Consider the following 19,326-nt stretch of genomic DNA (forward strand, 5'->3'; position numbering starts at 1 on the left):
CGGCGGGCCGCCCGCGACTTTGGTCAGGGCGGCCGCTCCCGATGGCCGATGGTCCCGCGCCACCGCCCTCCCTAACCTCGGAGAGGTGAAGACCTTCTTCGGTTTCCTCTGCTTCGTCCTGCTGGCCCAGGGGGTGGGCGGCCTCCTGTACGAGCTGACCGGCGGGTGGTTCAGGCTCTGGTCCCTGGTGGCCAGGTCCGACTTCTTCGACGGCTACGAGATCTATGTGTCGGTCGTGCTGATCGTCGCGGGAGTCGCCATGGGTGCGGCGGCGGAGGCGGTCGATCGGCGCGTTGCGCCCTCGTCAGGGGACCAGGAGGGGAAAGGCAGTTGACGTGAGCCGCTCCGACGCGTCCCACAACTCCCGGGCGAGGACGGGGTCCTGGGCCGCCGCGCTCCGCCCGACGAGCCGGGGGTGGCCGCGCTGCTCTCCCCGTCCGCCGGGGCCGGCGTAACTCCCCCCGGCCAGCGGCTGGGTGGCCGCGAAGAGCGTGGGCAGCGCCCCCGCCGAACCGCTCTGCTGGATGATCCGCCCGACGGTGGCGGCCACGAACGTCATGGCGGGACCGAGGTGACGGTTGAGCCCGGTGGTGGCCGCGCCCGGATGCGCGGCGACCGCGAGGACCGGCGATCCGGCTTCTGTCAGGCGCCGTTGCAGCTCCAGGGTGAAGAGCAGGTTGGCGAGCTTGGACTGCCCGTAGGCGGCCTGGGCCCGGTACGGGCGCCGCCGCCAGTTCAGGTCGGTGAGGTCGAGGGTGGCCCTCTTGTGCGCGTTGGACGCGACGGTGACCACGCGGCCGGTGATCCGGGGCAGCAGGAGGTTGGTCAGGGCGAAGTGGCCGAGGTGGTTGGTGCCCAGATGCGTTTCAAAGCCGTCGGCGGTCCGCCGCAGCGGCACGTTGGCCACACCCGCGTTGTTGACCAGGACGTCGAGGGGACGGTCCCAGGCGGCGGCGAACCGCCGTACCGAGGAGAGATCGGCCAGGTCCAGGGGAAGCACCTCGGGGCTGCCGGGCAGGTCCGAGGCCGCCGCGCGCGCCGCGTCGACGCTCCGGACGGCCAGTGTGACCCGGGCCCCGGCGGACGCGAACGCCCGCGCCGTCTCCCGCCCGATGCCGCTGCCGGCGCCCGTGATCAGGACTGTACGACCGGTCTGGGCGGGGAGGTCGGAGAGGGACCACCGTGGGGTGTGCGAGGAAGGGCTCATACGTCCAATGTAGGCAATGGATACATTGTAGTCAATGGCAACATGGGGGTAGGGTGAGCCGATGAGCACCCCCCGGCCCTACCACCACGGCGACCTGCGGACGGCCCTGCTGCGGCAGGCGGAACGGACACTGGCGTCCCACGGCGCCGACGGTCTCTCGCTGCGGGAGCTGGCGCGGGAGGTCGGGGTCAGCCATGCCGCCCCGAGACGCCACTTCGCCGACAAACAGGCCCTGTTGGACGCTTTGGCCGAGGACGGGTACGAACGGCTGGGCCGCCGCCTGGACGCGGCGCTCGGCGGATCCGCCGACGTGTACGAGGACGGCGACTTCACGGCGCGGCTGGTGACCTTCGCGCAGGCGTACGTCGCGTTCGCGGTCGAGCACCACGCCCTCCTCGGCCTGATGCACACGTCGAAGGACGCGACCCGCGCCGCACGGCTCAGGGAGGCCAACGACCGGGCCTTCGCCGCCCCCGTCGCCCTGCTCGCGCAGGCACGGGCCCGCGGTGACATCGACGCCGACACCACCGGGCGCGTGGACCTGACCGTCCTCGCCGTCCTCCAGGGGCTCGCGGTCCTCGCCACGACGGGCATGAACGGTGACGGGCCGCTGGAGGAGCTGGTGTCCCGGACGGTCGGCACGCTGGTGGAGGGCCTGCGCCCGCGAGAGTCCGGGACGACCTGAGCCCGGCACCCTGAGCCCGGCACCCTGAGCCCGGCACCCTGAGCCCGGCACCCTGAGCCCGGCACCCTGAGGGCCCGCGGGCCCGGGGTGCTCGCTCAGGCCTGAGGAGGTACGGCCCCGGCCGCGACGACCGCCCGCAGGGTCCCCCGTACCGGCAGGGACGGCTGGAGCGTGAGCCCGGTCTTCGGCGGGTTCTCGCCTCCCTCCACGTCCACGTGGAAGCGCTGTGCGAGCGTCGCCAGGACCAGCACCGCCTCGACCATCGCGAACCGCGCGCCGAGGCATGCGCGCGCCCCGCCCCCGAACGGGAACCACGCGTGGTCCGGCACGCCGGGCGAGGCGTCCGGGTCCCAGCGCTCCGGCCGGAACGCCTCGGGCTCGGGGAACCACCGGGCGTCCCGGTGGGCGCTCCACTGGCTCGACCACAGGACCGTGCCCTCCGCCACCGGCCGTCCCCCCAGCGTCGAATCCCCCTTGGCGATCGCCGTCATCAGCCAGACCGGCGGATAGAGCCGCAGGGTCTCCTTCACGACCCGCTCCGTCCAGGTCAGATCCTTGACGTCGTCGTGCCCCGGCGTCCGGCCGGCGAGGACGTCCGCCAGCTCCCGGTCGAGCCGCGCCCGCGCCCCGGGATTGCGGGCGAGGAGGTACCACACCCAGGTCAGCGTTGTACCGGTCGTCTCGTGGCCGCCGATGTAGAGCGTCACCGCCTCGTCGCGGATCTCCTTGTCGCTGAGCGGCCTGTCCTCCTCGTCCCTGGCGGCGAGCAGCCGGCTGAGCAGGTCGTCCCTGGTCTCCCCGTCCCCGGCGCGCCTGCGGTGGTCGGTGACCCGCGCGACCTCACGGTCGATGACGGCCACGGCCTTCCTGAGTTGGCGGCGGCCCGGTGTGGGCACCCACGGCGGCAGGAAGAGGGTGAGCCCCCGGAACTCGCTGCCGATCTCCCGCTGCGCGATGTCCATCGCCGGACCGATCGCGCCCTCGCGCCCCGCCGTGTCGGCGCCGAACAGGGTGCGTACCGCGATGCGCTGGGTGAGACCGAGCATCTCCTCCCGGACGTCGACGCGCTGACCGTGCCGCCAGGAGACGGCCAGCGTGGCCGCGCAGTCCGTCATCGTGCCGGCGTGGCCCCGGACTTGACGGGGACGTACGGCCGGCTGGACCAGCGCGCGCTTGCGGCGCCAGGCCGGCCCCTCCGAGGTGACCACCCCGTCGCCGAGCACCAGCTTGAACGCCCAGCCGAGTTCGGGGTGGCGGTATTGCGTCTCCACGCCGGTGAGCAACTCCCCGATGTGCTCGGGCCGGGAGAGGAACAGGGCGCGCTGCGGCCCGAGTTTCCACTCGACGAGGTCGCCGAGCCCCCGTAACCGGGTGAAGAAGGCCAGCGGGTCACGGGCGAAGGCGGGCAGGTTCCCGATGAAGGGCACCTGGCGCGGGCCACGTACGGGGACGGGCGCGGGGACGGGCGCGGGGACGGCGGCGGGAGTGGCGGCGGTGGGAGCGGGAGTGGCGGGGGCGGGAGTGGCCACGGGGTCGACAGGATCGGTCGGGTGCGTCATGGCGGGTCCTCGGCGGTGGGAGCGACGGGGGACACACCCAGCAAAGCGCCCGCCCGGGGCTTGTGCCAGAGGGCCTGTGGCAGCCCCGTGGCCGCCCCCCCCGGTCACCTCACGCGAGCGGGTCGAGACTCAGCGCGGTGAACCGGGCCGTGAAGCCCTTGCCGTCGGGCGACGCGCACATCGGCCCGGCCTGGGCGGGTACCTCCGGCGGGAAGTAGGCCAGCCGCAGCATCGTCTCGGGGGCACCGCCGACGCCGTACAGGATCGTGACCGTGTCGCCCTCGCGGCGCAGTTCGACGGTCACCGGCCCCGGGGCGTCGGTCAGATACGCGAGCGGCACGACGTTCCAGTCGGACACCTCGCGCGTCACCACCGCGCTCAACTGCTGCCTGCCGTCGACGTACTCGATCCCGGTCTTGATCCAGTTCTTGCCGTCGATCCGCAGCAACAGCCCCGCCTGGTCGTACTGTTCGTGGTACTCACCACTGAACGTCGCCCGCAGCCGGAATTCCGCCGGCACCGGGCGCAGCAGCGCGTGCCCCGTGTCCCGTACGAAGCCGTAGTGCGTGGTCACCCAGAAGTCGGTGTCCGGGTCCGTCGTGACGTCGAGCGCGTCGTCGTACGGAGCCCAGTGGGCGGGCGGGTTCAGCCACGCCCAGTCGTCGAAACCCAGACATGCTTCCGTGCCGGTGGTGCTCTCGCCCATGGTGCCTCCTCGCGTCCGCGGTCGGCACACACCCTGCCACGAACCGGCCCGACACGCCGAGAGAGTCCGGTGTTCTTCCTGCTGAGAGGCCCTGCCGCCCGGCGCCCGGACTCCCGTACGCGGGAGTCGCGGGAGAAGGGGCTTGCCCTGGAGCGCGCTCCAAGGTGGAAGCTGGACGCATGAGCTCAGTGGTTCCCCGGCCGATGCCGGAGGCGGAGATCCCGGACGACGGGCTGACGATCGGCGAGGTCGGGCGCTGTCCGGCCTGCCCATCGACACCTTCCGCTACTACGAACGCGAATACGACGAACGCGAAGGCCTGACGGCGTCCCCCGCCGACCGCGCGCCCTCCGGGCAGCGCCGGTACTTCGCCCTGACCGCCATCGAGCGCAAGATCGCTTATTACCGAAAGGGCGCCACCTCTCCATGAAGAACGTGAAACTCGGATCCCAGGGCCTCACCGTCTCCGCCGAAGGTCTCGGCGCGATGGGCATGAGCGTCTGGTACGGCCCCCGCGACGAGCAGGAGGCCATCGCCACGCTCAACCGGGCCGTCGACCTCGGCGTCACGCACATCGACACCGCGGAGGCCTACGGTCCGTTCGAGAACGAGAAGCTGATCGGGCGCGCCCTGGGCGCCCGCCGCGAGGAGATCACCCTCGCGACGAAGTTCGCCACCGAGTTCGACGACGACGGCACGGCCCGCGGGCCGAACGGCAGCCCCGCGTACGCCCACCGGTCGGTGGACCGTTCCCTGAAGCACCTCGGCACGGACGTCATCGACCTCTACTACCTGCACCGGGTGGACCCCGGCGTGCCCGTCGAGGAGACCGTCGGCGCGATGAGCGAGATGGTCCAGGCCGGGAAGGTCCGCTACCTCGGCCTGTCCGAGGCGACCCCCGACCAGCTCCGCCGGGCGCACGCGGTGCATCCGCTGACCGCGCTCCAGTCGGAGTACTCCCTGTTCAGCCGCGATGTCGAGCAGAACGGCGTGCTGGACACCGTACGGGAGCTGGGCATCGGGTTCGTCGCGTTCTCCCCGCTCGGCCGGGGCTTCCTGGGCGGTACGATCACCCGCCGCGAGGACCTGGCCCCGGACGACGCCCGACGCGGCCTGGAGCGCTTCTCCGAGGAGAACATCGCCGCGAACGCCGCCCTCGCCGAGCGGATCGGCGCCCTGGCGAGGGCCCGGGGCGTCACCTCCACGCAGCTGGCACTGGCCTGGCTGATGGCCCGCGACGTCGTCCCCATCCCGGGCACCAAGCGCCGCACGTACCTGGAACAGAACGCCGCCGCGACGGACATCGACCTGACGGCCGCCGACCTGGCGTCGATCGAGGACCTGGCGCCCCACGGCAGCGCGGCGGGGGACCGCGACTAGGGCCTGTCCGGCGGATCTTCGTGGATCAGCCTGCGGTGCCAGGCGTCGCAGGCCCACGAAGATCCGCCGGACAGGCCCTAGGCGGTCTCCACGAGCGGCCATGGCGCGGAGGCGGGGCAGCCGCGGCGGAAGGGTGCGACGTCTTCGGCCTGTACCCCGGGTACGGTCGTGGTTGAAAGCGGAAGGGTGACTTCCGATTTCGCCGGTCGTTGTCCGGGCATGAAGAAGCTCACCATGCTGCTCGCAGCATTCGCCACCGTCCTCACCCTCGCACCCGCCGCCCACGCCTCGGAGGCCCAGCTCAGGGGAACCGCGCCGGCCTGCGTCACACGGGACGTCGTCAAGCACCGGAAGTACGTGAAGGTCACCAACAAGTGCGACGAGACGATGCACCTCAAGGTCGTCATCGACCTGGGGTCCGACTCGCCGTGTCTCACGTACCAGCCGGGCGAGCAGTGGGAATGGACTTGGGGCCGTGGCTCGTACGGCAAGGTCGTCACCTGCTGATCCTGTTCGTTGCGCGTGCTTGTCAGCCGTGATTGGCTCGCCCGATGGAGCTTTTGCTGACGGCGAGCGGTCTGCGCAACGAGACACTGCGGGACGCGCTGCGGGACATGCTGGGAAAGCCGTTCGAGTCGGCGAACGTCGTGTACGTTCCCACGGCGTCGGTCGCCGAGCCCGGGGACCACGGGTGGTTCGTCGCGGACATGAACCGACTGCACGGCCTCGGCTGGCGTGAGTTCGACGTTCTGGAGCTGAACGGCCTGCCCCGGCGGATGGTGCTCGACCGGCTGCTGCACGCCGACGTCATCTATGCCGCGGGCGGCAGTCACTACCACCTCGCGCGCAGCATCACGGGCAACGGCCTGGCCGATGGCTTCCTGGAGGCGCTGGAGAGCCGGGTCTATGTGGGGATGAGCGCCGGATCCATGATCTTCAGCCGGAATCTCACCGGGCACTCCGCCGACGTCATGGGGGACGCCCCGGACCTCCACGTGCTCGGTGCGACGACCGTGGAGCCGCCGTTCGGCCTCTTCGACTGGTATCTCAAGCCGCACCTGTACTCGCCGGATTTCCCCGAGCGGGACGACGCCTGGGCCGATCTCATCGCCGCGCGCGCGGACTTCCCGGTCTACTTCCTCGACGACGAGACGGCCGTTCGCGTCAAGGACGGCAAGGTGGACGTCGTTTCCGAAGGCCGGTGGCGGTTCCATCCCTGACTCAACGCGTGGCGGGGAGCCCCGGGCGGGACGGTGCGGTGGTCGGAGGGGTGTTCGCCGACGCACGGGCGCTCACCGGCCGGTTCGTCGCAGAAGAGCCCCATGCCCCACGCCGTGCCGCATGCGGTACGGCGCCGTGCAGCACGGGCGCCTCGACAGCGCCGCGCGAACCGAGATCAGCACGGCTACTCAACCGTGGTCGAGCGTCCGAGGTACGTGACGGGACCCGGATCCGGCACCTCGATCGGCCGGAAGCCGAGCCGGTCGTAGAAGGCGCGGGCGGCGGTGTTCGTGGTGACCATCGACAAGTGAGCCGCGCCGACGCCCTTCTCCCGCAGCGCCCCGAGGAACCGGAACATGAGGGCCCGCCCGTGCCCCTTCCGCTGCCAGCCGGGGAGCAGGTCGATGTGGAGATGGGCGGGGTACGCGGCCAGTTCGGGCAGGACCAGCCGTTCCGGATCGTGCATGAGGGCGATCATTTCCTCACTCGGTGTCCGGGGCGGCCCGGCCGGGGCCGGATAGCGGCCGGTCAGCGTCGGCAGCCAGACCGAGCGGAACGCCCGCGCGAAGGCGGCGGTGTCGGCCGTGCCGAGGACGTATCCGACGGCCTGACCGTGCCCGTCGTCGAGGACAAAGGTCAGCTCCGGCTCCAGTACGGCGTAGGGCGCGGCGAAGATGCTCGGCATCAGGTCCGGGTCCGGGTAGAGGTGTCGTGAGTCCTGGCCCTCGTCCGCGGTCCGTACGCAGATGTCGTACAGCGCGGGCAGATCCTCGCGGCGGTAGGCGCGGACAGTGGGGGACGGGGAGGAGGCGGGTGGCACGGTCATACGGAGCATGCTGACGCCCTGGGAGCGCTCTCACAAGTCTCCGGGCGCCCGACGTGCGTTCCTCGGCGCCCGCCGGCAGCCGCCCCTTCCCTCTACTCGCCGCCCCCGCCCCCGCCCCCGTCACGCGCCGGCCGGCACCCGGTCCAGGAAGCCGTACACCCGGTCGATCCGGCCGTCCCCGGCCAGCGTGAGGAGGTCGGAGCCGGTGACGGGGACGGAACCGTCCGCGTCCGAGACCAGCTCCCAGCCGAAGCGTGCGACGCCGTGGTGGCCGTCGACCGCGCCGGCGAGCCGGAACGTGAAGCCCGGGAACTGCTCCTGGGCCCCCGCGACGACGGCCGCGATCGCCTCCTGGCCGCTGACGTCCGCCAGCGGATCGGTGTACCCGCCGTCCTCGCTCCAGGCCGCCGCGACCGCCTTCGCCCGCGCCTCGGCGGACGGTGCGTTCCAGGCCTCGAAGTAACGGGTGACGGCGGTCTCGTAAAGGTTCACGGACATGGGAAATCAGCCTCCAGCGAGGTTCGGTCGGTCAGGGACCCGGGTCCCGGGCGGAGTGCGCCGCCCGGGACCCGGTGAACCCCAGCCTGCCTCGCCTGCCGGACAGCGTCGATTACGCCGGAGGTAATGCCGGAGGTAATGGGGGTGAGGCGAAGCCGGGTCAGGGACCGTCCGCGTAGATCTCCGCCGCCAGGTCGGCGAATTCCAGGGTCAGCGGCCCCGGCTGCCGGGCGCTCCAGGCCAGGCAGACCTGACCGGGCTCGATGTCCGTCACGGTGACCTGGCAGAGGTCGGGGCGCGTGTAGTAGAGCGCGGTGGAGCGCGGCAGCACGACCACACCCTGGAGCGCGGCCACGTACTCCAGCTTCTCCTCGACCGTGCGGACGACAGGCACCGGCCGTGGGTCCTCGTCGGGCCTCCTGTGGGGCAGGTCCCGCCACTCGGGGACGGCGTCGGGGTCCTGGAGCAGCCGCTCGCCGGCCAGGTCGGCGATGCCGACGGCCTGCTTCCCCGCGAGCCGGTGCCCGCGCGGCAGGACCGCCACCCGCGGCTCGCTGAACAGCGGGCGCAGGCACAGGTCCTCGCGGTCGGCAGGCATCCGTACGAAGCTGAGGTCGACCCGCCCGTCGCGTACCGCCTGGGTCTGGTCGTCCCACGACGTCCGCAGGACGTCCACCGTCAGCCCCGGGTGGCGCGCGGTGAGGGCCTGGACGGCGGTGGTGACCGTGATGCCGGGCATGAACCCGACCGTCAGCCGGTCCGTGCCGCCCGCGGCCCGGAGCGCCCGGCGCCGCAGACCCTCGGCGGCGGCCAGCAGCGCCACGGCGTCCTTCCGCACCTGCTCCCCGGCGGGGGTGAGCGCGGTCGAACGCCGGTCCCGGGTGAGGAGCTGGACGCGCAGCTCCTGCTCCAGCGCGCGGATCTGGCGGGAGAGCACCGGCTGGGCGATGTGGAGCCGCTCGGCGGCCCGCCCGAAGTGCAGTTCCTCGGCCACCGCGGCGAAGTAGCGGAGCTTCCTCAGATCGACGTCCACGGCTCTCCCAGGTCGGACAGGTCGAATTGTCCTGATGCCCCCAGGATATGACGACCCCGGGGGCGCCTGGCGTACGGGACTGACGTCCCCTCCCGCGGTCCTCAGCCGGCGGTGGCGGTGGCCTTCGGCTCCACCCCCGACGCACCGGCGGGCACGCCGACCCGGTCCGTCCTCGGGACGAGGAGCCGCTCGGCGAGATGGCCGAAGAGGAGCCCGAACGTCGTCCACAGGGTGACCTGGACGGCGAGAGAGGACAGCCGGAACTCCCAGATCAGGGTGGCCGGGAAGTCCTTGGGCACCTCGTTGATCGCCGGCAGGAAGCCGTAGGCCAGTCCGACGGCGACCACGAAGGCGGCCCCGGCCGCCACGGTCGCGTTCCAGTTGCCCAGGCGCGGCGCGAGCCGCCGGCCGAGCAGGAGCGCGCCGGCCGTGAGCAGGAGACTCAGCACGATCATCAGGAAGTAGAGCGTCGTCCGCTTCCCGATGGTGTCGCCGTTGCCGACGGCGGGCGGGTTGGCCGGGTACTTGAGGAACGGCACGACGTACACCGTCAGCAGCGCGCCGACGGACAACAGGACAGCGGTCGCGCGCGGTCCGAACCGGCCGACGCGGCCCAGCGCGTAACAGAACGCCAGGGCGGCGATGCCCCCGACCGCGATGCCGAAGATCAGCACACCGGTGGCGAGGCCCGCGGTGGACTGGAGGGAACGGCTGACGAGTTCCTCGCCGCCGTGCTCGTGGCTGTGCGCCTCCTCGAACGCGATGGCCGCGTCCACGGAGGGCTCACCGAGCAGATAGGCGACAACGAGGGCGAGCACACCGGCCGCGAGGCCGGCGAGCATGCCGCGCACGAGCAGGGCGCGGACAGATACGGAGTTCATGAGAAGGGGTCTCCCGGCCGGTCAGTGGCAGGGGAAACCGAGCAGATGGCGTCCGTCGTGGACCCATTCGTGCACGCTCTCACCGGAGATGACCGACAGGGCGCCCTGTTCCGCGCCGACGAAGTAGAGCAGGACGAGCATCAGCACGCCGAAGAAGAGCGCCCACGGGGCTATCTCCTTGAGCGAGAGGGGAGTGAGAGCCGGTGTTGCGGCTGTCGCGGGGGCAGCGGAGTGTGCCATGGCCGAACCTCCTGGGGAACACGCGTCCCGATCGTGGTGCCTGAGACGAAGGTGCCGGGTCTGACTTCCCGCAGAGGTACGGGTACACAGTGGCGCGACCGTGCCGGATTCTCACCGGACTTCCGTCACACCGTCGTCATGTCCACGCGACCGTACCGTCTGCGGACCTGGACCGCCACAGCGCCTGACGGCGGCCGGGGCGGAACAGTTGGCCGGATGTCAGGAAACATCCGGTCTGTCCGCCCCGGCCGCCGCCGGGTCGTTCGTTTCCGGGGCCGGCCGGCCCCGGGTCGCGTCAGGAAGCGCTGGTGGGAAGGGTGCCCCGTACCTCACGGGCGGCCTCGACCAGGTTCTCCAGCGAGGCGCGCACCTCGGTCCAGCCGCGGGTCTTCAGCCCGCAGTCCGGGTTCACCCACAGCCGCTCCGCCGGCACCGCCTCAAGTCCCTTGCGCAGCAGGGTCACCGCCTCGTGGGCGGAGGGCACGCGGGGGGAGTGGATGTCGTAGACCCCGGGGCCCACCTCGCGCGGATAGCCGGCCGCCGCCAGTTCGTCGGCGACCTGCATGTGCGACCGCGCCGCCTCCAGGCTGATCACGTCCGCGTCCAGGTCCTTGATGGCCTGGACGATGTCGCCGAACTCCGCGTAGCACATGTGCGTGTGGACCTGGGTGGCCGGACGGACACCGCTGGTGGTGATACGGAAAGCCTCGGTCGCCCAGTCGAGATACGCCGGCCGGTCGTCCGCGCGCAGCGGCAGCGTCTCGCGCAGGGCGGGCTCGTCCACCTGGATGACCGAAGTCCCGGCCGCCTCCAGGTCGTTCACCTCGTCGCGCAGCGCGAGGGCGACCTGCCGGGCGGTGTCGCCGAGCGGCTGGTCGTCACGGACGAAGGACCAGGCCAGCATGGTGACGGGACCGGTGAGCATGCCCTTGACGGGCCGGTCGGTCACCGACTGGGCGTACGTGGTCCAGCGCACGGTCATCGGCTCGGGACGCGAGATGTCCCCGGCCAGGACCGGCGGGCGGACGTAACGGGTGCCGTACGACTGCACCCACCCCTGCCGGGTCGCGAGATAGCCGGTGAGCTGTTCGGCGAAGTACTGGACCATGTCGTTGCGTTCGGGCTCGCCGTGCACCAGCACGTCGAGGCCGGCCTTCTCCTGGAAGGAGAGGACCTCCCGGATCTCGGCCTCGATGCGCTCGTCGTACCCGGCGGTGTCGATGCGTCCCGCGCGCAGATCGGCGCGTGCGGTGCGCAGTTCGTTCGTCTGCGGGAACGAGCCGATGGTGGTGGTCGGCAGCAACGGCAGCCCGAGGTGCGCACGCTGGGCCGTCGCCCGCTCCGGGTACGGCGCGGCGCGGCGCCCGTCCGCGTCGGTGACGGCCGTCGCGCGGGCCCGTACCACCGGGTCGTTGGTGAGAGCTGACCCCGCGCGGGAGGCCAGGTCGGCCCGGTTCGCGGCCAGTTCGGCGGCGATCGTGTCGGTGCCCCGCGCGAGACCGCGGGCCAGCGTGACGATCTCCTCGGTCTTCTGGCGCGCGAAGGCGAGCCAGCGGAGGATCTCCGGATCGATGTCCCGCTCGGCCGTGACGTCGAGCGGGACGTGCAGGAGCGAGCAGGAGGAGGACACATCGACGCGGTCGGCGAGCCCGAGGAGCGTACCGAGGACCGACAGGGACTTCTCGAAGTCGTTGATCCAGATGTTGCGGCCGTTGACGACGCCCGCGACCAGGCGCTTGCCGGGCAGCCCGCCGACGGCCGCGAGGGCGTCGAGGTTGGCGGCGGCCGGTCCCGTGAAGTCGAGGGCGAGCCCCTCGACGGGCGCCCCGGCGAGGACGGGCAGGGCGTCGCCGAGCCGGTCGAAGTAGGAGGCGACCAGCAGTTTCGGCCGGTCGGTCAGCGCGCCGAGGCCCCGGTAGGCGCGGGTTGTGGCCTCCAGCTCGGCCGGGGTCCTGTCCTCGACCAGCGCGGGTTCGTCGAGCTGCGCCCACTCGGCGCCGGCGGCGCGCAGGTCGGCCAGGACCTCCGCGTACACCGGAAGCAGCCGGTCGAGCAGCGTCAGCGGCTCGAAGTCCGGGGCGACACCGGGGGCGGGCTTGGCCAGCAGCAGATAGGTGACCGGGCCCACGAGCACGGGGCGCGCCGTGAGGCCCAGCGCGAGGGCTTCCCCCAGCTCGGCGACCGGCTTGGTGGAATCGGCGGTGAACACGGTCTCGGGGCCCAGCTCGGGGACGAGGTAGTGGTAGTTCGTGTCGAACCACTTGGTCATCTCCAGCGGCGCGACCTCCTGCGTGCCGCGCGCCATCGCGAAATACCCGTCGAGGGCGTCCGCCGCGACGGCGGCGCGGTGGCGTGCGGGGATCGCGCCGACCATGACGCTGGTGTCGAGGACGTGGTCGTAGTACGAGAAGTCACCGGTGGGCACCTCGTGGACGCCGGCGTCGGCGAGCCGCCGCCAGTTCGTACGGCGCAGTCCGGCGGCCGTGTCGCGCAACGCGTCGGCGCCGACGGTGCCTTTCCAGTAGCCCTCGACGGCCTTCTTCAGTTCGCGGTTCTGGCCCTGGCGGGGGTAGCCGTGCACGGTCGCCCGTGCTGCCGCGGCTGCGGACTTGTCTGTCACAGAACTCTCCTTCGCGAGCGGTTCTCTGCCGTCCCGGGGACGGTCGAGGGCGCGAAAGGAGCGACACGTCGGAGGGGCCACGTCCCGGGTGTCCGGGTACGCGCGACCGCCTGACATGCACGCCGACCCGCCCACGAGGTCACCGGGATCTCCGTGCGCGGTGTTCGCGCGCGGGCAGTGGCAGGTCTTCGGACTCGTGGGCGCGTCTCGTCGGACAAGACACCTACTGGCCGTCGCTTCCCAGACCCGATCCGGATCCAGTGCTGATGACGGCGGTCGTTCCCACTCACCGCTGCGGGGCAGTCCCGGATTCCCACCGGGTTCCCTCTTACGACGCCGCTGCCTGGCTGACAGGGCGAACCAACTGCATACGTCACCCTATGCCCTCATGTGAAGCGCCGGGAGCCCCTTTCGTATTCCGGACGGCGGGAAGGCCCGCTCACCGGATCAGGCCGCCATGATCGCCTCTGTCACCCGCGCCCCGCGGTCGGGCGCGGTGTCGATGCTCGGCATCAGGCCCGGGACCGCGATGCTGGGCAGGATGTGTCCCCACAGTATTGATATCCGCCGCCCGAGATCCTCGCGATTTGTCAGCGCGCGGGACATCAGCTGGATGCCGGCGAACGCGCCGACCAGCAGTTCGACCGTGTCCTGCGGGCGCACGCTGGGGAGCAACTCACCCTGCGCGCGTGCCTCTTCCATCAGGGACACCAGATGGACGGGCCACTGGCGGAAGGGGCCGCTGTGGTCGACGCCCGGGGGAGCGCTCTGGTCCACGGTGAGCCGGACGCTTCCCCTGAGCAGCGCGTTGTCCAGGAGCCGGTGGGCCACCGCGAAGGTGATGTCGATGACTTCCTGGAGCTTGCAGGGCTGCGAAGGCACGGTGCCGAGCTGCACCTGCTCGTCCAGGACCGCCTGGGCCAGGGCTTCCTTCGACTGGAAGTGGAAGTACAGGGCGCCCTTGGTGACCTGAGCGCGCTCCAGAACCATGGTGAGGGTCGTGGAGGAGTAGCCGTACTCGTCGAAGACCGCGCCGGCCGCCTCCAGAATCGCCATGCGCGTCCTGATGGCGCGCTCCTGTGTTGCCATGAATGACCCTTCCGCGCAGCCGGGTTGACCAGCACAAAACAAACCGCCCAGCCCGTACTATAGGGCTCAACGACTCCCCGAATGTCTCTCCCGCGCCGAAACCTTGGGACGGAGAGAGGTCTCCGGGACTCGCGAGTCCCATGGTGTCACCGGTACAGGACGGCCGGTTTTCGGCTTCCGCCCCGTTCGGTGGACGGGTCGTGACCCACGGTCGCCGGACCGGTGGTGGCGCCGGACAGGCCCTAAGCGGCGCGATCGGGGACCGGGCGCCGCGCCCACGAACGGACGATGCGCCCATTTCGCGCTTACTTTCCGTAGTCATAGGTAAGATCCCTGACGGTCCTTCGGGTCCCGCCCCCTCGCTCCCCTGACACTCCTCCCAGGGGCCAGTTTCCGGCAGTTCCCCAGGTTGCGGGGTGGTGGGCCACCACAGAGTGTGGGCCGCAGTTCACAGCGAACACGAACGAAGGAGAGCGCGTCGTGGCCACTCTGTGTAAGCCCGATGTGTCGGTTCCCGAGCATGTGATCACCATGGAGGACACCCTCGCCCTGGCGCGGTCGCTCCACGCCGACCACCCGCAACTTCCCCTCGCGCTCCGGTTGATCGAGAACACCGGTGTGGCCAAGCGCCACCTCGTCCAGCCCATCGAGGAGACCCTCAGGCACCCCGGCTTCGAGGACCGCAACCGGCTGTACGAGTCCGAGGCGAAGGCACGGGTGCCCGCGGTGGTGAACCGCGCCCTGGACCACGCCGAGCTGCGTGCCTCCGACATCGACCTGATCATCTATGTCTCCTGCACCGGCTTCATGATGCCGTCGCTGACCGCCTGGCTGATCAACACCATGGACTTCCCCAGTCACACCAGGCAGTTGCCGATCGCCCAGCTCGGCTGCGCGGCGGGCGGCGCCGCCGTCAACCGGGCGCACGACTTCTGCCAGGCGTACCCCGACGCCAACGTGCTCATCGTGGCCTGCGAATTCTGCTCGCTCTGCTACCAGCCGACCGATCTCGGGGTCGGCTCGCTGCTCTCCAACGGCCTGTTCGGTGACGCGGTGGCCGCCGCCGTCGTCCGGGGCAAGGGCGGCACCGGCATCGCGCTGGAACGCAACGGCTCGCACCTCGTACCCGACACGACCGACTGGATCGCGTACAGCGTCCGGGCGACCGGCTTCCACTTCCTGCTGGACAAGCGGGTGCCCGGCACGATGGAACCCCTCGCCCCCGCCCTCCGCGCGATGGCGGTCCAGCACGGCTGGGACGCGGCGGCCCTCGACTTCTACATCATCCACGCGGGCGGGCCACGCATCCTGGACGACCTCAGTCACTTCCTGGAGGTCCCGCCCGAGGCGTTCCGCTTCAGCCGCGCCACCCTCACCGAGTACGGGAACATCGCCAGCGCCGTGGTCCTCGACGCGGTGCGCAGGCTGTTCGACGAGGGCGGTGTCGAGGACGGCGCCAGCGGGATCATCGCGGGCTTCGGGCCCGGCATCACCGCCGAGATGGCCCTCGGCCGCTGGTCCACCGACTCCCTCGCCGGCCCCGCGCTGTCCGAACGGCACGTCCTGGCCACCCCGGTCCACACCGACCGGCAGTCGCCCGCGACGGAACCGGTGAGCTGAGATGACCACCAACACACCGGAGACGGCGGCCCACACGCGGGACACCGCCGACACGGAGGCGCAACCGGAGGCGCAACCGGAGGCGGAACCCGAGCCCGAGTCCGCGCCGTCGGTCGCGGAGGCGGAGCCGGACGCGGAGCGGGACGCGGACTCACACCCGGTCCGGTTCTGGGCGGTGCCCCACCTGCCCGGGCTGGACTTCGACCCCTTCCTCGCCGAGCGGCTGCGCGAGGACCCGGTCAGCCGGATCAGGCTCCCCCACGGCGAGGGGTTCGCCTGGCTGATCACCCGGTACGAAGACGTCAAGCTGGTCACCGACGACACGCGCTTCAGCCGCCAGGCACTCGCCGGCCGCGACGTCACCCGGACGACCCCGCACTTCGTCACGCTCGACGCGGCCGTGGGTTTCGCCGACCCGCCCGACCACACCCGGCTGCGCCGCTCGGTCGACAAGGCGTTCACCTCCCGCGGTACCGCTCGCGTCGAGGAGCGCGCCCGGCGGACCATGGACGACCTCATCGACGGCATGCTGCGCGCGGGCGCGCCCGCCGATCTGATGGCACGGATCAACGGGCCGTTCCCCCTGGCCGTGGTCAGCGAGATCACGGGCGTGCCCGAGCACGACCGGCCCCTGATGGGGAAGTGGACGGAGTCGCTCCTGACATCGGCGTACAGCCGCGCCCACAGCGAGCGCGCCAGGGCGGAGGTCGGGGCCTACTTCACCGGCCTGATCGGCCGGCGGCGTACGAACGGCGGCGACGACCTCGCGGCGGTGCTGGCCGAGGCGGTGGAGACGGACGAGTTGACCCTCGAAGAAGCGGTCGCGACCGCCGTCCTCATCCAGATCGGCGGCGCCCACGCGGTCACCAGCAACAGCGCCACCATGCTCTACGCGCTGCTCACCCACCCCGACCACATGGCGCGGCTGCGCGCGGAGCCCGAGCTGCTGCCCGCGGCCGTCGAGGAGCTGCTGCGCTTCGTCCCGCACCGCGACGGCGTCGGCCTCGCCCGGATCGCCACCGAGGACGTGACGGTCCACGGGGTACGGATCCGGGCCGGCGAGGCCGTCTACGCCTCGTACCTCACCGCCAACCGGGACCCGGACGTCTTCACCGATCCCGGCCGGCTCGACTTCGACCGGGACCCCGCCCCGCATCTGGCCTTCGGGCACGGACCACACCACTGCGTCGGCCCGGCGCTCGCCCGGACGGCGTCCAGGATCATGATCGCGAGCCTGCTGGAGCGGCTGCCGCGGCTGCGGCTCGCCGTGCCGCGCGACGAGGTGCGCCGGCGGCGCGAGGCACTGATCCGCGGCCCCGAGGCGCTGCCCGTCCTCTGGTGAGCGGTCCGCCCGTACCCGTCCCTCCCCTTCCCTGCCGCCCATCCCTTCCGTCTCCTCCCGGAGGACCGCATGACCCTACTGACCCGCCGGACCGGGCTCGCGCGCCCCGAAGGCCTGGTCGTCCCGCCGGGAGGCGGCACGACCGTCCGTACCGCCTCCCAGGAGGTGACCTTCAAGGTCACCGGCGAACACTCCCGGGTCGCCTCCAGCTTCGAGGTCGTCGTCCCGCCGGGCTTCGACGTGGGCGCCCACCGGCACGCGCACAGCGAGGAGCTGTTCTACGTCCTCGACGGCGAGCTGGACGTGCTGGCCTTTGAACCACGGGTGCTGAGCGACGACTGGCGGCACTGGGAGTCCGCGTCGGGCCGCACGGTCGTACGGGCGACGGCGGGCACGGTCATCGTCGTCCCGCCGGGCTGTCCGCACGCGTTCGCCAACCGCGGCGACGGACCCGCGCGCATGTTCTTCCAGTCGTCCCCGCCCACGGACCACGAGCGGTACTTCGAGGAGCTGCTCGACATCCTCAAGCAGGAGGGCGCCCCGGACCCCGACGCCGTCAACGAGCTGCGCGTGCGCTACGACATCCAGCAGCTCACGCCCCTGCGGCACGACGCCCGGGGGGAAGCCCGGGTCTAGGAGACGACGGGTACGGGCACCGAGCATGGACGACGCACCGGTCACACGACACCCGCCCGCGCGGCCGTCCCGGCCGACGCGGTGGGCCGTCGCGGGGGTCCTGTGCGTCGTGCTCGCGCTGACCGTCGGCTGGTCGCTGATCGACGGCGCCCTCGACGACGACGAGCCCGTACGGGACAACACCGAGCTGGTGCTGGGGCCGGGCGACGACACACTCGTCCTGCGGGTGGTGGGCGAGGGCTGGCAGCTGAGCAAGGCGGGGAGCGATTCCGGCAGCGGCCTGGCCCTCTCGCGCGGCGGTGTCGACTTCGTCGCGAGCTACGTCGCCGTCCCCGTCACCACCACCGCCGACGCCGGAGAGCTGTGGCCGGGTCTGCGCAGGATCCAGTCGGCTGTGGACAGCGACAGCACGCTGGGCGCGCCGGCCCGGGCCACCAGCGCCGGGGGAGCGCCGGGCGCGACCGGGACGCTGCGCAGGGGCGGCCGCGCGGGCAGGGCCGCCGTGTGGGTGTCGCCGGGGCAGGACTACGCCGTCGAGATCACCGTACTGGCGGAGCCGGACGCGGACCCCGGCGCTCTGGCGGACGGACTCGCGCAGGCCCGCGAGGTCGCCTTCCCCGGGGGCGTCCTGTGACCCCGGAGAAGGCGACCACTCTCCGCGCGTCCGCCGGGCGCAGGGTCGTGGGCCTGATGTGGGCCTTTCTCTGCGCGGCCGGCGCGGCGCTGATCCTCTACGACTTCTCGGGCCTCGTCCGGGTCTTCCCCGGCTCCGCCGTGCTGGCCGCCGTGCTGCTGCTGCTCACCGTCCTCGTCGGGGTGGGGATCCTGGAACAGGCGCGCCCCATCCGGCCGCCGTCCCGGCCGTGGGCCTGGAGCGCCGTGGCCTGGGGCGGCACGGCGGCGACGGGCAGCGCCATCGTGGCCAACACCGGACTCCAGGGGGTCTGGTTCAAGACCGCCGGAATCGACTTCGGCTCGCGCTGGGGCGCGGCCCTCACCGCTCCGCTGAACGAGGAACTCCTCAAGGTGTCCGGTGTGCTGCTGATCGCGCTCGGGTCGCGGCGGCTGGTCCGCGGGCCGCTGGACGGCTTCTTCCTGGGCGCCTTCACCGGACTCGGCTTCCAGGTCGTGGAGAACTGGACCTTCGCGATGAACTCCCTCGTGATCGCCGGGGGGATCGACGAGGGCGCCGCCGTCGGCCAGTCCTTCACCACCCGGGTGGTGCTCACGGGGGTCGGCTCGCACTGGGCCATGACGGCCGTGGCGGGCACCGGCGTCGGCATCCTGCTCGCCCACCGTTCCCCGCCGGCGCCACGGCGCCACCTCGCGGCCCTGCTCTGCCTCCTGATGGCGATGGCCATGCACTGGTTCTTCGACTCGCCGTTCCTGGGGTCCGTCGCGGGCATCGCGGGCAAGGCGGTCCTCAACTTCCTGGTCGCCCTGGGCTTCTACCTCACCCTGCGGCGCGGGGTACGGGACCGGGCCCGCGCCTTCCTGCTGTCCCCGGAGACGGACCTGTCCCCGGACCTGCTCACCCGGGGGTCGCGCCGGAGCGCGCTGCGCGGAGTGCCTCCCGCGCAGCGCGCGGACGCGGCGGCCCGCGCCGCCCTCTACCTGGACGAGGTGGAGGAGCACGCGGCGGTACGCCCCCGGACACCGCGACGCCACGGAGATCCGAACGACAGGCCCTAGTGTCCTGAGTCGGTAATTCGTCGGCAGTACGAGGCGAGGGATTCGAGGATCTGGTCGGCGGTCTTGGTCCAGATGAACGGCTTGGGGTCTT

General features: G+C 71.9%; 21 protein-coding genes and 1 riboswitch. Of the genes, 11 read left to right on the forward strand and 10 right to left on the reverse strand.

The window, feature by feature from the left end:
• The first annotated feature begins 85 nt into the window (after positions 1-85).
• On the forward strand, positions 86-334 hold the full coding sequence (locus ACIO1C_RS03315; protein ID WP_401857891.1) for a hypothetical protein: 249 nt from the start codon (positions 86-88) through the stop codon (positions 332-334).
• On the opposite strand, the gene ACIO1C_RS03320 is transcribed toward ACIO1C_RS03315, so the two are convergent.
• The gene (locus ACIO1C_RS03320; RefSeq protein WP_401857894.1) at positions 305-1,207 is read right to left on the reverse strand and encodes an oxidoreductase; all 903 of its coding nucleotides are present in this window, start codon (positions 1,205-1,207) and stop codon (positions 305-307) included. The two genes, ACIO1C_RS03315 and ACIO1C_RS03320, sit on opposite strands and share 30 nt — an antisense overlap.
• A gap of 61 nt (positions 1,208-1,268) precedes the next feature.
• Here ACIO1C_RS03320 and ACIO1C_RS03325 point away from each other — a divergent pair, with 61 nt between their 5' ends.
• On the forward strand, positions 1,269-1,892 hold the full coding sequence (locus ACIO1C_RS03325) for a TetR/AcrR family transcriptional regulator (protein WP_401857897.1): 624 nt from the start codon (positions 1,269-1,271) through the stop codon (positions 1,890-1,892).
• 95 nt (positions 1,893-1,987) lie between these two features.
• On the opposite strand, the gene ACIO1C_RS03330 is transcribed toward ACIO1C_RS03325, so the two are convergent.
• Both ACIO1C_RS03330 and ACIO1C_RS03335 read right to left on the reverse strand, forming a co-directional pair.
• Complete coding sequence (locus ACIO1C_RS03330; protein ID WP_401857900.1) at positions 1,988-3,451, reverse strand: cytochrome P450; 1,464 nt, start codon at positions 3,449-3,451, stop codon at positions 1,988-1,990.
• 109 nt (positions 3,452-3,560) lie between these two features.
• On the reverse strand, positions 3,561-4,157 hold the full coding sequence (locus tag ACIO1C_RS03335; protein WP_401857903.1) for a DUF1349 domain-containing protein: 597 nt from the start codon (positions 4,155-4,157) through the stop codon (positions 3,561-3,563).
• A 142-nt stretch (positions 4,158-4,299) separates the two neighbouring features.
• Between ACIO1C_RS03335 and ACIO1C_RS03340 the strand changes: the two genes are divergently transcribed.
• The 4 genes from ACIO1C_RS03340 to ACIO1C_RS03355 all read left to right on the forward strand — a co-directional run bounded on the left by ACIO1C_RS03340 (position 4,300) and on the right by ACIO1C_RS03355 (position 6,757).
• Entirely contained in the window at positions 4,300-4,587 is a 288-nt protein-coding gene (locus ACIO1C_RS03340; protein ID WP_401857906.1) for a hypothetical protein, read from the forward strand.
• Entirely contained in the window at positions 4,584-5,537 is a 954-nt protein-coding gene (locus ACIO1C_RS03345; protein ID WP_401857909.1) for an aldo/keto reductase, read from the forward strand. Before ACIO1C_RS03340 ends, ACIO1C_RS03345 begins: the two co-directional genes overlap by 4 nt.
• Before the next feature lie 234 nt (positions 5,538-5,771).
• Positions 5,772-6,044, forward strand: coding sequence for a hypothetical protein (locus ACIO1C_RS03350; protein ID WP_401857912.1), 273 nt, complete (start codon positions 5,772-5,774; stop codon positions 6,042-6,044).
• 44 nt (positions 6,045-6,088) lie between these two features.
• Positions 6,089-6,757, forward strand: coding sequence for a Type 1 glutamine amidotransferase-like domain-containing protein (locus tag ACIO1C_RS03355; RefSeq protein ID WP_401857914.1), 669 nt, complete (start codon positions 6,089-6,091; stop codon positions 6,755-6,757).
• A 185-nt stretch (positions 6,758-6,942) separates the two neighbouring features.
• Here the strand turns inward: ACIO1C_RS03355 and ACIO1C_RS03360 are convergent, their stop codons facing one another.
• The 7 genes from ACIO1C_RS03360 to ACIO1C_RS03390 form a co-directional block, all read right to left on the reverse strand.
• On the reverse strand, positions 6,943-7,584 hold the full coding sequence (locus ACIO1C_RS03360; protein ID WP_401857917.1) for a GNAT family N-acetyltransferase: 642 nt from the start codon (positions 7,582-7,584) through the stop codon (positions 6,943-6,945).
• A gap of 120 nt (positions 7,585-7,704) precedes the next feature.
• Complete coding sequence (locus tag ACIO1C_RS03365; RefSeq protein WP_401857919.1) at positions 7,705-8,082, reverse strand: nuclear transport factor 2 family protein; 378 nt, start codon at positions 8,080-8,082, stop codon at positions 7,705-7,707.
• Positions 8,083-8,242: 160 nt separating this feature from the next.
• Positions 8,243-9,115, reverse strand: coding sequence for a LysR family transcriptional regulator (locus ACIO1C_RS03370; protein ID WP_401857922.1), 873 nt, complete (start codon positions 9,113-9,115; stop codon positions 8,243-8,245).
• A gap of 101 nt (positions 9,116-9,216) precedes the next feature.
• Entirely contained in the window at positions 9,217-9,996 is a 780-nt protein-coding gene (locus ACIO1C_RS03375) for a CbtA family protein (RefSeq protein ID WP_401857925.1), read from the reverse strand.
• Positions 9,997-10,017: 21 nt separating this feature from the next.
• The gene (locus ACIO1C_RS03380) at positions 10,018-10,236 is read right to left on the reverse strand and encodes a CbtB-domain containing protein (protein WP_161310109.1); all 219 of its coding nucleotides are present in this window, start codon (positions 10,234-10,236) and stop codon (positions 10,018-10,020) included.
• Positions 10,237-10,531: 295 nt separating this feature from the next.
• Positions 10,532-12,856 carry a 5-methyltetrahydropteroyltriglutamate--homocysteine S-methyltransferase gene (metE, locus tag ACIO1C_RS03385; protein WP_401857928.1) on the reverse strand — a complete coding sequence of 775 codons (2,325 nt, stop codon included), beginning with the start codon at positions 12,854-12,856 and terminating at the stop codon, positions 10,532-10,534.
• A 161-nt stretch (positions 12,857-13,017) separates the two neighbouring features.
• Positions 13,018-13,236, reverse strand: a riboswitch (cobalamin riboswitch).
• Positions 13,237-13,303: 67 nt separating this feature from the next.
• Positions 13,304-13,945: a ScbR family autoregulator-binding transcription factor gene (locus tag ACIO1C_RS03390; protein WP_401857931.1), complete on the reverse strand. Its 642-nt coding sequence runs from the start codon at positions 13,943-13,945 to the stop codon at positions 13,304-13,306.
• Positions 13,946-14,425: 480 nt separating this feature from the next.
• On the opposite strand from ACIO1C_RS03390, the gene ACIO1C_RS03395 reads away from it, so the two are divergent.
• The 5 genes from ACIO1C_RS03395 to ACIO1C_RS03415 all read left to right on the forward strand — a co-directional run bounded on the left by ACIO1C_RS03395 (position 14,426) and on the right by ACIO1C_RS03415 (position 19,235).
• Positions 14,426-15,565: a type III polyketide synthase gene (locus tag ACIO1C_RS03395; protein WP_401857934.1), complete on the forward strand. Its 1,140-nt coding sequence runs from the start codon at positions 14,426-14,428 to the stop codon at positions 15,563-15,565.
• A gap of 1 nt (position 15,566) precedes the next feature.
• Complete coding sequence (locus ACIO1C_RS03400) at positions 15,567-16,907, forward strand: cytochrome P450 (RefSeq protein WP_401857937.1); 1,341 nt, start codon at positions 15,567-15,569, stop codon at positions 16,905-16,907.
• Between the two features lie 69 nt (positions 16,908-16,976).
• On the forward strand, positions 16,977-17,543 hold the full coding sequence (locus ACIO1C_RS03405) for a cupin domain-containing protein (protein ID WP_401857940.1): 567 nt from the start codon (positions 16,977-16,979) through the stop codon (positions 17,541-17,543).
• A gap of 25 nt (positions 17,544-17,568) precedes the next feature.
• Positions 17,569-18,177 (forward strand): hypothetical protein, encoded by a 609-nt coding sequence (locus tag ACIO1C_RS03410; RefSeq protein WP_401857943.1) that lies wholly within the window; start codon positions 17,569-17,571, stop codon positions 18,175-18,177.
• The gene (locus tag ACIO1C_RS03415) at positions 18,174-19,235 is read left to right on the forward strand and encodes a PrsW family intramembrane metalloprotease (RefSeq protein ID WP_401857946.1); all 1,062 of its coding nucleotides are present in this window, start codon (positions 18,174-18,176) and stop codon (positions 19,233-19,235) included. The genes ACIO1C_RS03410 and ACIO1C_RS03415 overlap by 4 nt, the downstream gene beginning before the upstream one ends.
• Positions 19,236-19,326 lie beyond the last annotated feature (91 nt).

It is taken from the genome of Streptomyces sp. NPDC087420 (assembly GCF_044744165.1).
Taxonomy (GTDB): Bacteria; Actinomycetota; Actinomycetes; order Streptomycetales; family Streptomycetaceae; genus Streptomyces.

Excerpts from the sequence above, each read along its gene's own strand:
- ACIO1C_RS03320 (WP_401857894.1), bottom strand. The coding sequence starts at position 1,207 with ATGAGCCCTTCCTCGCACACCCCACGGTGGTCCCTCTCCGACCTCCCC.
- ACIO1C_RS03325 (WP_401857897.1), top strand. The coding sequence starts at position 1,269 with ATGAGCACCCCCCGGCCCTACCACCACGGCGACCTGCGGACGGCCCTG.
- ACIO1C_RS03330 (WP_401857900.1), bottom strand. The coding sequence starts at position 3,451 with ATGACGCACCCGACCGATCCTGTCGACCCCGTGGCCACTCCCGCCCCC.
- ACIO1C_RS03335 (WP_401857903.1), bottom strand. The coding sequence starts at position 4,157 with ATGGGCGAGAGCACCACCGGCACGGAAGCATGTCTGGGTTTCGACGAC.
- ACIO1C_RS03345 (WP_401857909.1), top strand. The coding sequence starts at position 4,584 with ATGAAGAACGTGAAACTCGGATCCCAGGGCCTCACCGTCTCCGCCGAA.
- ACIO1C_RS03350 (WP_401857912.1), top strand. The coding sequence starts at position 5,772 with ATGCTGCTCGCAGCATTCGCCACCGTCCTCACCCTCGCACCCGCCGCC.
- ACIO1C_RS03355 (WP_401857914.1), top strand. The coding sequence starts at position 6,089 with ATGGAGCTTTTGCTGACGGCGAGCGGTCTGCGCAACGAGACACTGCGG.
- ACIO1C_RS03360 (WP_401857917.1), bottom strand. The coding sequence starts at position 7,584 with ATGACCGTGCCACCCGCCTCCTCCCCGTCCCCCACTGTCCGCGCCTAC.
- ACIO1C_RS03365 (WP_401857919.1), bottom strand. The coding sequence starts at position 8,082 with ATGTCCGTGAACCTTTACGAGACCGCCGTCACCCGTTACTTCGAGGCC.
- ACIO1C_RS03375 (WP_401857925.1), bottom strand. The coding sequence starts at position 9,996 with ATGAACTCCGTATCTGTCCGCGCCCTGCTCGTGCGCGGCATGCTCGCC.
- ACIO1C_RS03380 (WP_161310109.1), bottom strand. The coding sequence starts at position 10,236 with ATGGCACACTCCGCTGCCCCCGCGACAGCCGCAACACCGGCTCTCACT.
- ACIO1C_RS03390 (WP_401857931.1), bottom strand. The coding sequence starts at position 13,945 with ATGGCAACACAGGAGCGCGCCATCAGGACGCGCATGGCGATTCTGGAG.
- ACIO1C_RS03400 (WP_401857937.1), top strand. The coding sequence starts at position 15,567 with ATGACCACCAACACACCGGAGACGGCGGCCCACACGCGGGACACCGCC.
- ACIO1C_RS03405 (WP_401857940.1), top strand. The coding sequence starts at position 16,977 with ATGACCCTACTGACCCGCCGGACCGGGCTCGCGCGCCCCGAAGGCCTG.
- ACIO1C_RS03410 (WP_401857943.1), top strand. The coding sequence starts at position 17,569 with ATGGACGACGCACCGGTCACACGACACCCGCCCGCGCGGCCGTCCCGG.